The 12,095-nt window shown below is 64.1% G+C and carries 11 protein-coding genes; all 11 read right to left on the bottom strand.

Annotated elements, in window-relative coordinates; genetic code table 11:
• Positions 1–567: 567 nt before the first annotated feature.
• Positions 568–1,389 carry an HDOD domain-containing protein gene (locus tag BVH03_RS16330; protein ID WP_075962148.1) on the bottom strand — a complete coding sequence of 274 codons (822 nt, stop codon included), beginning with the start codon at positions 1,387–1,389 and terminating at the stop codon, positions 568–570.
• A gap of 149 nt (positions 1,390–1,538) precedes the next feature.
• Complete coding sequence (locus tag BVH03_RS16325) at positions 1,539–2,573, bottom strand: GGDEF domain-containing protein (protein ID WP_075962147.1); 1,035 nt, start codon at positions 2,571–2,573, stop codon at positions 1,539–1,541.
• Positions 2,574–2,775: 202 nt separating this feature from the next.
• On the bottom strand, positions 2,776–3,864 hold the full coding sequence (locus BVH03_RS16320; RefSeq protein WP_075962146.1) for an SMP-30/gluconolactonase/LRE family protein: 1,089 nt from the start codon (positions 3,862–3,864) through the stop codon (positions 2,776–2,778).
• 238 nt (positions 3,865–4,102) lie between these two features.
• The gene (locus tag BVH03_RS16315) at positions 4,103–4,450 is read right to left on the bottom strand and encodes a cupin domain-containing protein (protein ID WP_075962145.1); all 348 of its coding nucleotides are present in this window, start codon (positions 4,448–4,450) and stop codon (positions 4,103–4,105) included.
• A 102-nt stretch (positions 4,451–4,552) separates the two neighbouring features.
• Positions 4,553–5,410, bottom strand: a complete 858-nt coding sequence (locus tag BVH03_RS16310) for a DMT family transporter (RefSeq protein WP_075962144.1) — start codon at positions 5,408–5,410, stop codon at positions 4,553–4,555.
• Between the two features lie 162 nt (positions 5,411–5,572).
• Positions 5,573–6,352 (bottom strand): 2-oxo-tetronate isomerase, encoded by a 780-nt coding sequence (otnI, locus tag BVH03_RS16305; RefSeq protein ID WP_075962143.1) that lies wholly within the window; start codon positions 6,350–6,352, stop codon positions 5,573–5,575.
• 64 nt (positions 6,353–6,416) lie between these two features.
• Positions 6,417–7,874: an SLC13 family permease gene (locus tag BVH03_RS16300; protein ID WP_075962142.1), complete on the bottom strand. Its 1,458-nt coding sequence runs from the start codon at positions 7,872–7,874 to the stop codon at positions 6,417–6,419.
• A 77-nt stretch (positions 7,875–7,951) separates the two neighbouring features.
• Positions 7,952–8,590 carry an aldolase gene (locus BVH03_RS16295; RefSeq protein WP_075962141.1) on the bottom strand — a complete coding sequence of 213 codons (639 nt, stop codon included), beginning with the start codon at positions 8,588–8,590 and terminating at the stop codon, positions 7,952–7,954.
• Entirely contained in the window at positions 8,590–9,876 is a 1,287-nt protein-coding gene (gene otnK / locus BVH03_RS16290) for a 3-oxo-tetronate kinase (protein ID WP_075962140.1), read from the bottom strand. The genes BVH03_RS16295 and otnK overlap by 1 nt, the downstream gene beginning before the upstream one ends.
• 3 nt (positions 9,877–9,879) lie before the next feature.
• Complete coding sequence (ltnD, locus tag BVH03_RS16285; RefSeq protein ID WP_256574728.1) at positions 9,880–10,857, bottom strand: L-threonate dehydrogenase; 978 nt, start codon at positions 10,855–10,857, stop codon at positions 9,880–9,882.
• A gap of 220 nt (positions 10,858–11,077) precedes the next feature.
• Entirely contained in the window at positions 11,078–11,896 is an 819-nt protein-coding gene (locus tag BVH03_RS16280) for a DeoR/GlpR family DNA-binding transcription regulator (protein WP_075962139.1), read from the bottom strand.
• Positions 11,897–12,095 lie beyond the last annotated feature (199 nt).

Raw genomic sequence — 12,095 nt, 5'->3', positions numbered from 1 at the left:
TGACGGCGAGATCAGGGTCGGCGAAAACAAACGCGGTTTGAAACAGTGATTGATGTAGGGATGCAACTATGAGTTGCATGTTAGGCAGCCTAGTTGATCTGGCGCATGCTGGCGAAACGATAGCTGATGCCAGGGCGCTGCTATGAGCGTCTCGAGGGGCGTTAAGTTCTAACAATCGTGTACGGCTCGCAGATTACGGCTCCAGCCGGGTGGCTGCCGTTCGTGCATGGCCACCAGGACGCGCAGCAACCCCCGCGATGCCTGACTGTAGGAGTCTGGACTTCGACCAATGGGCGCCGGTCAAGGGGGCATCAGGGCAGTTGCGATGTGGATCGCCGTGATGTTCGCTTCTTTATTTAACAGTGCATCCGAGCCGGATGCTCGTTAGTTGCATGAGGAGGAATCTGGCGAGATCAGGGTGGCCGCTCCAGGCACTGAGGCCTGGGGCAGACAGCTGGCACGTCTGCGACGTCGACCAATGAGGAAGAGGCCCGTTGCCGTAGCTGACTGCAGCCCGCGAATGCGTCGGGGCTGTTGTCAGGACTCTTCGGGATGCGCTGCCTATCTTCAGCCCAGCAATTGGCCAAACGCCTTGTCCGCTTCCAGCACGGCGGGCAGGGCATCGAACAACTTGTTCAGGTCCACGCCGTCGAACAGCGGGCCCTCCAGCTCCTGTTTGGCTGCATCGCCCAGGCCGTGGGCCTCAAGGCTTTCCTCGACGTGGATAGCCTGCGCCACCAGGCGCGCATACTGGCCGTCGCCCGGCGCCTGGGTCGGTTTGTTCTGGTAGGCGATGGCGTTCTGGATCAGTGCCGGCAACTGCCAGCGGCGTGCCAGTTCGGCGCCGACTTCCGGGTAGCCGAAGCCCAGTTGCAGGGTTTCCTCGGCGGCCTGGGCCGCGGCCTCACGTTGTGGGTGGCGGTTGAGGCGACGGGCGAAATCCGGGGCGCCGGTCTGGATCAGCAGCTCGCCGATGTTGTGCATCATTCCACAGGTAAAGGCGGCATCTGCGTCGAGCTTCGACTGTTTGGCCAGGGTGCGGGCGATGCTCGCCACGCGGAAACTGCGCAGCCAGAATTTCTTCAGGTTGAAGCCGGTATCGACCTTGAAGGCGCCGGTCATGGCAGAAGCCAGTACCAGAGTGCGCAGGGTGTTGAAACCCAGGCGCATGGCGGCGTCCTCTACGCTGCTGGCATCGCGCGAGCCGCGAAAGCGCGCCGAGTTGGCCAGGCGCAGCACCTTGGCGGCGATCACCGGGTCACGCTCGATATTGCGGGCCACGCTTTCCAGGCTAGTGGAGGGGTTGTCGAACTGCTGGATCAGATCCTGGGCGACCTTCGGGACGGTGGGCAGGGTGTGCAATTCGGCAAACAGGCTGGCGATATCCATATGAAGCTCCTGGGAACGATCCGCGGGGACGATATGGAGTTTCAGCATAGCCGCGCTGATGACGCTTGCCAGGCCTCAAGCCGGCTTTTCACCGTGCAGGGGCTCGCTTCGTCAGGAAAAAAGCTCGGTTTTTCAACGCCAACCCGTGATCAGCCGAGGGCGAGTGCCTCATCGCTGACCACCCGGTTGCGGCCCGCACGTTTGGCCGCATAGGTGCGCTTGTCGGCCGCGTTCATCAGCTCGTCCAGGCGCTCGCCGTCCTGGCCCAGGTTGGCCACGCCGGCGCTGAGGGTCATCTGCATGGGCGTACCGCTGACCACCATCGGCGTGCTGGCCAGCCGCTCGCGCAGCTCCTCGGCGATTGCGCTGGCCTGTGCAGCCGTGGTGTTGGGCAGCAGGGCGGCGAATTCCTCGCCGCCGAGCCGGCACAGCAGGTCGGTGGTGCGCAAGCGCTGGGACAGAACGCTGGCGAAATGGCGCAGGGCCTGGTCGCCGGTTTCATGGCCGAAGCGGTCGTTGATCTGCTTGAAATGATCGATATCCAGGTAAACCAGGGCCAGCGGCGTGTCGTTGCGTTGCGCGTGGGCACGCTCGCGGGCGAAGATTTCGGTCAGTTTGGAGCGGTTCGCCAGGCCGGTCAGGTAGTCGGTGCTGATCAGCTCCATCAGGCGCTTCTCGGTCTGCGCGCGGGTGTGTTCGTAGGTGTGGGAGAAGATGGTGATCGCCAGGGTCGCCATGCCGATGTCGAGCAGAAAGCCCAGGCTGTCGCCCGGGTTCTTCTCGGCGTAATGCTGGGTGTACAGGTACAGCCCCAGGCTGACGAACAGGATCGAGCCGATGAGCCCCAGGCGCAGGCCCAGCAGCAGGTAGAGAATGATCGGGATGGTCTGGATCCAGGCGAAGATACCCACCGAGGTGTTCGGGTTGGCCAGGGTGGCCATCATCACCCCCAGGAAGGGAATCAGGTAGACGATGGTCAGCGTGCGCAGGTGGCGGGTGCGTTCGACCACCACCAGCATGTACAGCGACAGCAGCGTGTAGATGACCTCGATGCCCACCAGCAGCCACAGCCCGCGGGTGGCGTTGAACACCGAAAACAGCACACCGAAGCACATGGTCACCCAGAGCAGGGTCTTGAACATCCTGCGCCTGGACTGATCGCTGTGATCGACTGGAGCCAGCATTGAAACGTCCTTCGGGCCGCCTTGGCGCACGAGATTGCCGGCGCGTCCTGGCAATTGCGCCGTTTGATTGGGGAGGAGATGAATGTGGGCAATTTTGCCCGAAGCTGGCCCTGTGCTACTAGGGTTATTTTGTAGTGCGTGGGGAGTGCGTCAACGCAACCCTGCGATCACGCCCGGGTTGGCCGGGCATGATCGGTGTCGTTCACACCAGGGTAGCGCCCCGGGCATTCACGAAGATCGAATAGATCGCATGGCTGCTGGCCATGAACAGACGGTTGCCTTTCTCGCCGCCGAAGCACAGGTTGGCGCAGCGTTCGGGCAGGGTGATATGGCCGATGGCCTTGCCTTCGTTATTGAACACTCGCACGCCGTCGAGCTTTTCCGGCTCGCTTTCTGCCGAGCCGTTGCTGCCCCAGCCGCACCACAGGTTGCCGAACTCATCGCATTTGATGCCGTCCAGTGCGCCGGTGTCGGTGGCTTCGACGTGCTTGCGGCGCTGGCCGAGGGTGCCGTCGTCGTTTACCGCGTAGGCCCAGACCAGGCGGTTGGGCTTGGCGCGCCCTTCGACGATGTACAGGGTCTTCTCGTCCGGCGAAAAGCACAGGCCGTTGGGGCCATCCAGGTCGTCGGCCACGCGGGTGACCTGGCCGGTTTCGCCATCGATGCGGTAGACGCCATGGGGCAGCTCGGGCTCGATCTTGTAGCCCTCATAGAAATTGCCGGTCTGGAAGGGCGGGTCGGTGAACCACACCGAGCCGTCACGCTTGACCACCAGGTCGTTCGGCGAATTGAAGCGTTTGCCCTCGAATTTGTCGGCCAGCACGGTGATGCGCCCGTCGTGCTCGGTGCGGGTGATGCGCCGCCCCAGCTCCTGGGTGGTGGAGCCTTCACAGGCGATCAGCCGACCCTGGGTGTCGCGCACCAGGCCGTTGGCGTAGTTGGAGGGCTGGCGGTAGACGGCGAGCGACTGGCCGATCTCGTCCCAACGCATGATGCGGTTGTTGGGAATATCGCTGACCAGCAGGTAGCGCCCATCACCGAACCACACCGGGCCTTCAGCCCAGCGCAGGCCATCGGCGAGTTTTTCCACGCTGGCGTTGAACAGGCGCAGTTGCAGGAAGCTGTCATCGAGCACCTGCACGGCACTGTCGGGGTAGCGCAGGCCGAGCGGCTGGGCGGCGCCCGCCAATTGCGGCAGCAGCGAGCCGGCGCTGGCGGCAGCAGCGGAGCAAATCAGCGATTGCTTGAGAAAACGGCGGCGCGAGTTGCCAATTGCCGGGGTGTCGTTCATGTCATGTCCCTTCTTGTCATGGTCGGGCCGAAACGGCGTAGACAAGCTACAAGATGCACGATGACTGCGAAAGATTTATCGCGGCGGAATAACGGCGATGCGTAGCGTAACCTTTATCTGATTGATATTTCTTCATTTATGCAGGTGTCTTGGAGCTGCATAGCGGGATCGAAATCGCTCGTCCAATGACGTGACAATCGGCCATCGCGCCCGGGCGGTGGCCGGTCACCGAAGGAGGTCAGGCGAATACGAAATACTTGCGCACCGTCTCGACCACTTCCCAGGTGCCTTTCATGCCCGGCTCGATGACGAAGATATCGCCGGCCTTGAGGTGGATTGGCGCCATGCCGTCCGGGGTGATGATGCAGTAGCCTTCCTGGAAGTGGCAGTACTCCCATTTCACGTACTCGACCCGCCATTTGCCCGGTGTGCAAATCCAGGTGCCCATGATCTTGCTGCCGTCGTCGCTGGTGTAGGCGTTGAGGTTGACCGTGTGCGGCTCGCCCTCGATACGTTCCCACTTGCAGGCGTCGACCACGGGCATGGGCTGGGTGTCGCGCAGTACGGTGATCGGTTTGTTGGCCATGAACGGCTCCTGTTGTTGGACGAAAGGGGGTTCACCTTAGGGGGCGTTTGGATCGTCCAGTTGTCTGGGGTCGACATGGGCGTGCGTATTCGCGCTGCCTGGTCATGCCGCAAGAGCGGGGCGCGCACGCAGGGTGACGCCGGCATGCACCACCAGCGTGGCGATTACCAGCGTACCGCCGTACAGCGTGGCTCGGGCCGGTACCTCGCTCAGGAAATACCAGACCCACAAGGTGCCCAGCACGCTTTCCAGCAGATAGAACAGCGCCACTTCGGCAGATGGCAGGTAGCGCGTCGCGCTGTTGATCAGCAGGGTGGCCACCGGCATCTGCACCAGCCCCATGATGCCCAGCGCCAGGTAACTGGCCGAGTCCAGGCCCAGGGGCTGCGCCTTGGGCAGGGCGATCAGCGCGGCCACCAGCCCGCCAAGGGCGATCAGCGGCATGCGGGCGAGGCTGGAATGGCGGCGCAGCAAGGTGAGGTTGGCGCCCAGCGCGGCCGAGGACAGCAACGCGTAACCGTTGCCCAGCAGGTCGCTGGCGCTGAAGGAGCCGGCGAACACCAGCACGATGCCCAGCGTCGCCACGCCGATCGCCAGCCAGGTGCGCACGGCCACCGCCTCGTGCAGGACGAAGCGCGTGAACAAGGCGGCGAACAGCGGCGCGGTACTGAGGATGACCACCACGTTGGCCACCGTGGTGTGAATGATCGCCAGCACGAAGAAAATCGAGATCAAGGCCAGCAGTGCCGCCGACACGACGCTCGGCAGCGGCTTGGCCCGCAGGCTCGTGCGGCTTTTGGCCGATAGCGAAAAGGCGCCCAGGGCGATGAACATCAGCAGCCCGCGCCAGAACACGATGCTCCAGCCATCGGCCTGCACCAAGCGCACCAGCAGGCCATCGAAGCTGAGCAGCACGATACCGCTGGTAACCAGCAGCAGGCCGCGCGCTGAGTCGTTCATCTCGGCGTTCCTTGTTCTTATGGAGTACTGCCCGGATGATCGCTCCATTCTGGTGCGCCGGTCTGCCCAGATGCGCCGTCGGAACAGGCGTTCACGACGTGCCGGCTGGCTACCTAAAGGAATGTACGCCAGCGCTGCCGCTTTATCGCGGGTGTTGCCGGCTCAGGCCTTGATCCGGCGCAGCCATTCCAGGCCTTCGCTGGTATCGCCTTTGGGGCGGTACTCGCAGCCGATCCAGCCGGTGTAACCCAACTCATCGATCACCTCGAACAGCTGGGCGTAGTTCAGCTCGCCCATGTTCGGTTCGTGGCGGTCCGGTACGCCGGCGATCTGGATGTGGCCGATGCCCGCGAAATCACGACGCAGCTTCATGGTCAGGTCGCCTTCGACGATCTGGCAGTGATAGCAGTCGAACTGCACCTTGAGGTTGTCGGCACCCACCTGGCGGACGATGGCCTGGGCCTGGTCCTGGCGGTTGAGGAAGAAGCCCGGCATGTCACGGGTGTTGATCGGCTCGATCAGCACCGTGACACCCGCGCGACGCGCCTGCTCGGCGGCATAGGCGAGGTTTTCCAGGTACACCGCCTGATGCGCCACGCGTAGCGCTTCGCTCGGCAGCAGGCCGGCCATCACATGGATGCGGTCGTTGCCCAGCACCTGGGCGTACTCCAGCGCCCTGGCCACGCCGCCGCGGAATTCCGCCTCGCGGCCCGGCAGGCTGGCGATACCGCGCTCGCCAGTTGCCCAGTCGCCTGGCGGGGCGTTGAACAGCACCTGCACCAGGCCATTGTCGTCCAGGCGTTGTTTCAGGGCCTGGGCGCTGTAGTCGTAGGGGAACAGGTACTCGACCGCGGCGAAGCCGTCGGCGGCGGCCGCGGCAAAGCGGTCGAGAAAATCATGCTGCGGATACAGCATGCTGAGGTTGGCGGCAAAACGAGGCATGGGGGCTCTCTCTTTTCAAATCGGCGAAGGGATACACAGGGCGAGCGCTAGCGCTCGCCGTACATCAAACCAATGGCCACAGGATCAGGGTCATGACGAAACCCAGGGTGCCCAAGAGGGTGACCAGTACGGTCCAGGTACGCAGGCCGTCGGCCACGTTCAGGCCGGCCAGCTTGGTGAACATCCAGTAACCGGCATCGTTGATGTGCGACATCGCCAGCCCGCCACCGCCCATGGCCAGGCACAGCAACGCGAGCTGGTTGGCCGACAGGTCGAGGGTGGCGATCAGCGGGCTGAGGATACCGGCGGTGGTCACCAGCGCCACGGTGGTCGAACCCTGCACCGCACGCAGCAGCATGGTCAGGATGAAGCCCAGGGCCAGTACGGGCAGGCCGGTATGGCGCAGCGCCTCGGAGACCACCGCACCGATGCCGGTGTCGACCAGTACCTTGCCGAACACGCCACCGGCACCGGCGATGAGGATCACCATCGCCACGCCCGGCAGCGCCGAGCCGAGCACGTCGGAGACCTGCGAGCGGCTCCAGCCACGGCGCGATCCCAGCAGCCAGGCACACAGCAAGGTGTCGATCAGCAGCGCTACGAGCGGCGCCCCAAGTACGGTCAGCACGTCACGCAGCATCGAGCCGGCTGGCAGCAGGGTGGTAGCTAGTGTGCCAAGCAGGATCAGCACAATCGGCAGCAGAATCAGCGTGATGATCAGGCCGAAACCGGGCGCAGGGGCCGGCGGCAGGCTTTTTGCCAGACTGCCGGCGTTGGCTTCGGCGCCGAATTCCTTGCTTTCGGCCACGTCACGCACGGTGGAGTAGTCGTTGCGCGCCCAGGCTTGCAGATCGGCGTTGGTGACATTGGGGCCGTAGACCTCGGCACGAATGTCGTCGGTCATCGGGTAGGTCTTGCGGGTCATGCGTCCGGCGATGAAGTAACCGACCGTGCACACCACCGCGACCAGTGGAATACCCAGCAGCAGCACACGGCCCAGGTCGGCGCCCAGCTGGCTGGCAGCCGCCACGGCACCCGGGTGCGGCGGCAGGAAGGCATGCACGGCCAGCAGCGCGGCGCACATCGGCAGGGCGAAGATCAGCAGTGGCTTGCGCGCGGCACGCGCCACACCGTAAGCCAGTGGCATGAGGATGATCACGCCGACTTCGAAGAACACCGGGATACCGACCATGAAGCCGGCGACAGTCAGTGCCAGTGGTGTGCGCCGGTTACCAAAGCGTTCGATGAGTGTCTTGGCCAGCGCCTCGGCGCCGCCGGACAACTCGATGATTCGCCCGATCATCGCGCCCAGGGCGATGATGATCGCGATATGGCCGAGGGTTTTGCCCATGCCGCCTTCGATGGTGGCCACCAGGTCGGCGGGTTTCACGCCCGCCACCAGCGCGACGATGATGCTCACCAGCATCAGCGCCACGAAGGGCTGGAATTTGTATTTGAGGACCAGAAACAGCAACAGTGCGATACCGGCACCGGCGATCAGCATCAACATGAGTGGTGTCATTGCAATTCTCGTTTTTTATTGTTGTCCGGAATTTCCGGGCTGTTCGGGCGCCGCAGGGCGGCGCCCGGCCATGGGCATTACCAGTTCGCGCCGAAGACCTGGTTGAGTTCTTCCAGCGCATGTTGCGACAGCGGAGCAGGCTTGGGCTCACTCATCAGCCACAGCCGGGCGGTTTCCTCGAGTTCTTCGAGGGCATAACAGGCTTTCGCCACCGAGCTTTCCCAGATCACCGGGCCGAGCCGCTCGAGCATGACGCCGCGCACGCTATTGGCCAGTTGCGCCACGCGCTCGGCCACCACGGGCGAGCCGGGGCGCTGGTAGCCGATCAGCGGGATGTGGCCGACCTTCATGACCTGATACGGGGTCAGCGGCGGCAGGATGTCGTCTTCGCGCCATACGCCGGCCAGGGTCAGCGCCACCAGGTGGGTGGAGTGGGTATGCACCACGCCGCCGACGCCCGGGTTGCGGTCATAGACCTGGCGATGCAGGGCCAGGGTCTTGGACGGCTTGCTCCCGGAGACCCATTCGCCGGCCAGGTTGACCTTGGCGATATCATTGGCGTGCATGCGGCCCAGGCAGGCGTCGGTGGGGGTGATCAGCCAGCCGTCGTCCAGGCGTGCGCTGATGTTGCCGGCGCTGCCCACGGTGTAGCCGCGCCCATACAGGAGTCGGCCGACATCGCAGATTTCCTCGCGCAGGGCTTTTTCATTGCTCATCAGATTTCTCCCGCCAGCTGTTTGAGGGCCTTGGCGAAGAAATCGCGGGCACCGAAGTTGCCAGACTTGAGCGCCAGAGCCAGCGGTTGCTCGCCGTCGCTGATCGTGGCCGGTACTCCGGGGTCGATCTGCGCGCCGATCTTCAGCAGTTGCACGCCCAGTGCCTGGACCACGGCGCCGGAGGTTTCCCCGCCGGCCACCACGAAGCGTCTTACGCCTGCAGCCAGCAGGCCCTTGGCGATCTGCCCGACGGCGTCTTCGACCATCGCACCGGCACGCTCGGCGCCGAGCGTCTGTTGCACCACCTTTACTTCATCCGGGGTGCTCGTTGCGTAGATCAGTACGGTCTGGCCGGCGTCGCGGGCGAAGGCGATGGCCTGCTCGACCACCGGCTGGCCGGCCGCCAGGGCCAGCGGATCGACACGCAGCGCCGGGCGACCGGCCTCCAGCCAGGCGCTGACCTGGCCATTGGTGGCGACCGAGGCACTGCCGGCCAGCACCACCTCACCACCAGGGATGTCGATGCGCTGGGCGGCGTCGATGTCGCGCAGCTTGCCGGCCTTGCGGAAGTTGCCCGGCAAGCCCAGCGCCAGGCCCGAACCGCCGGTAAGCAGCGGCAGGTCGGCGCAGGCTTCGCCCAGGGTGTAGAGGTCGGCGTCCGACACGGCATCGGCAATCGCCATGGTCACGCCTTCGGCACGCAGTTCGGCGATGCGCGCGCGTACGGCATCGCTGCCCTTGGCGACGCTGTCATAGCGCAGCAGGCCGACCTTGCCCTGGGTCTGGGCATCCAGCACGCGCAGCAGGTTGGCGTCGCCCATGGGCGTCAGCGGGTGATGTTGCATGCCCGATTCATTGAGCAACTGGTCCTGGACGAACAGGTGGCCGCGGAAAATCGTCCGGCCGTTTTCCGGGAACGCCGGGCAGGCGATGCTGAAGTCGCCGCCCAATTCGGCCAGCAGGGCCTCGCTGACCTGGCCGATGTTGCCGGCCGGGGTGGAATCGAAGGTCGAGCAATACTTGAAGAAAATCTGCTCGCAGCCGCGCTCGCGCAGCCACTGCATGGCCGCCAGGGACTCGGCGACGGCTTCGGTTGCCGGCGTGGTGCGCGACTTTAGAGCGATGACGATGGCGTCGGCATCGAGGCCGGCAGCCACTTCGGCGCTGGGAATGCCAATGCTTTGCACGGTGCGCATGCCGCCGCGCACCAGCATGTTGGCCAGGTCGGTGGCTCCGGTGAAGTCATCGGCGATGCAGCCCAGCAACGGGCGGGAAGTCATGCTCATCGGTTACTCCTTGCCCTGGGCTTTCGGCAGCTCGATGCCAGGGAAAATCTTGATCACGGCGGAGTCGTCCTCGCGGCCGAAACCGGCGCTGGAGGCCTGCATGAACATCTGGTGCGCAGTGGCCGACAGCGGTAGCGGGAATTTGCTGGTGCGTGCGGTATCGAGCACCAGGCCCAGATCCTTGACGAAGATGTCCACGGCCGAGAGCGGCGTGTAGTCGGCGTTGAGGATGTGCGGCACGCGGTTCTCGAACATCCACGAATTGCCGGCGCTGTGGGTGATCACTTCGTAGAGGGCATCGGCATCCACGCCTTCGCGCAGGCCCAGGGCCATGGCTTCGGCGCTGGCGGCGATGTGCACACCGGCCAGCAACTGGTTGATGATCTTGACCTTGGAGCCCAGGCCATGGACGTCGCCGAGGCGGTACACCTTGCCCGCCATGCCAGCCAGCACGGCTTCGGCCTTGAGATAAGCGTCGGCGGGGCCGGACGTCATCATGGTCATCTGGCCGGCGGCGGCCTTGGCGGCGCCACCGGAAATCGGTGCGTCGAGGTAGGCGAGGCCCTTGTCGGCCAGGCGCTGGCCCAGCTCCACGGCGAAAGTTGGCGCCACGGTGGCGCAACCGATCACCAGGCTGCCGGGGCGCAGGGCGGCGACGGCACCCTGGTCACCGAACAGTACGGTCTCGGTCTGTTCGGCATTGACCACCACGGTGATGACGATGTCGCAGGCGGCGGCCATCATGGCAGGCGAGGCGCAGGCCACACCACCCTCGGCGGCGAATGCCTGAACCACCTCGTCGCGCACATCACATACATGCACCTTGAATCCGCTGCGCTGCAGGGAGCGGGCAATACCCAGGCCCATGGCGCCCAGGCCGATCACTCCGACATTGGATTGAGTCATTGCAGTCTTCCTCGGTCTTTGCCGTCGCGCGTCAGGCTGGTTGACGGCTTGATTGTTCTGAAATGTGAATTCGATAGTGAGTTAGTGAGCGGATAATGTGAAGTATTTTTTAAAATTAACAATAATTCACAAAGCTGGGCGCGCGCTGATCACGCTCCAGTCAGTTGCCAACGGGCGGGCTTTAGCCGGAAAAAGGCCTGGATCGGCCCCGAGTCAGGCGTTTTTTGACCAACGCCGAGCCAGCCAGGCGGGGCTGGTTGGATTGGCTCGAGTCGGGATGCCTGGAGGCGGGCGGTCAGGAGACCGGGGTGCTGGCGAGCAGAAGCTCGATGCGCTGATGGCGGATGCTCTCGGCAGCGGCGGGGGTCAGTGCGCTGTCGGTGATCAGGGTGTCGAATTGATCCAGGGCGGCGACCTTGTACATGCCAAAGGTGCCGTACTTGGAGCTGGTGGCGATCAGCACGTTACGCGAGGCCGATTGCATGGCCGCCTGTTTGACCTCGACCTTCAGCGCCGACGGCGTGGTGGTGCCACGTTGCAGATCCCACGAACTGGTGGAAATGAACGCGATGTCGGTGGCCAGTTGGCGTAGGGTTGCCGCTGCCAGGCCACCGACACTGGAGATGTTGGGGTGGTCGAGCAACCCGCCAGTATGGATCACGTTGACATGCTCGGCTTCGGCCAGGGCATGCACGATACCGAAGTCGTTGGTCACCACGGTCATGCCTGACAGCGCAACGATAGCCGGCACGATCTCCAGGGTGGTGGTCCCGGCGTCCAGGTAGATCGTCATGTCGGGGTGTAGCAGGCCGGCAGCCAGGCGCGCCATGGCCTGCTTGTGCGGCAATTCCACCACGGCCTTGGAGTCATGGCTGGGCTCGCTGTGCAGCTGGCTGGCGATACGCACACCGCCGGTGACCGAATAGGCACGGCCCTGTTGCTCCAGCTGGGCAATGTCGCGGCGCACGGTCATGTGCGAGCACTCGAACATCTCCATCAGCTGATGAACGCTCAGCACCTGATGCTTGCGCAGTTGGCGCAGCATCTGCTCGCGGCGCTGCTCGGGGATCATCGGAGCAACGCCGGGCGTGGCGTGTTTATCGGGAGGCGGCATGCGTGCTCCTGCGTAAAGGCACCGTGGAGCAGGTGCAAGGTAATCAGTGGCAGGTTTTTAACACAATCCGTTCATTCAAACCATTTGGCCCTCGGCGCGGCGATGGTCGTGCGCAAGGTTGCCGACTGCCGTGATGTATTACCTTCCAGCCCGGAACTTGTGATTTTGCAATTCACTCCAATATCTCGCTTCAAGGCGT

This window comes from Pseudomonas sp. PA15(2017) (genome assembly GCF_001945395.1).
In the GTDB taxonomy this organism is placed as follows: Bacteria; Pseudomonadota; Gammaproteobacteria; order Pseudomonadales; family Pseudomonadaceae; genus Aquipseudomonas.
Note: the sequence above shows the minus strand (reverse complement) of the source record. Positions and strands in the feature narration are given on the sequence as shown.

Coding starts and splice junctions, on each gene's coding strand:
- BVH03_RS16330 (WP_075962148.1), bottom strand. CDS start 1,389: ATGGATATCGCCAGCCTGTTTGCCGAATTGCACACCCTGCCCACCGTC.
- BVH03_RS16325 (WP_075962147.1), bottom strand. CDS start 2,573: ATGCTGGCTCCAGTCGATCACAGCGATCAGTCCAGGCGCAGGATGTTC.
- BVH03_RS16320 (WP_075962146.1), bottom strand. CDS start 3,864: ATGAACGACACCCCGGCAATTGGCAACTCGCGCCGCCGTTTTCTCAAG.
- BVH03_RS16315 (WP_075962145.1), bottom strand. CDS start 4,450: ATGGCCAACAAACCGATCACCGTACTGCGCGACACCCAGCCCATGCCC.
- BVH03_RS16310 (WP_075962144.1), bottom strand. CDS start 5,410: ATGAACGACTCAGCGCGCGGCCTGCTGCTGGTTACCAGCGGTATCGTG.
- otnI (WP_075962143.1), bottom strand. CDS start 6,352: ATGCCTCGTTTTGCCGCCAACCTCAGCATGCTGTATCCGCAGCATGAT.
- BVH03_RS16300 (WP_075962142.1), bottom strand. CDS start 7,874: ATGACACCACTCATGTTGATGCTGATCGCCGGTGCCGGTATCGCACTG.
- BVH03_RS16295 (WP_075962141.1), bottom strand. CDS start 8,590: ATGAGCAATGAAAAAGCCCTGCGCGAGGAAATCTGCGATGTCGGCCGA.
- otnK (WP_075962140.1), bottom strand. CDS start 9,876: ATGAGCATGACTTCCCGCCCGTTGCTGGGCTGCATCGCCGATGACTTC.
- BVH03_RS16280 (WP_075962139.1), bottom strand. CDS start 11,896: ATGCCGCCTCCCGATAAACACGCCACGCCCGGCGTTGCTCCGATGATC.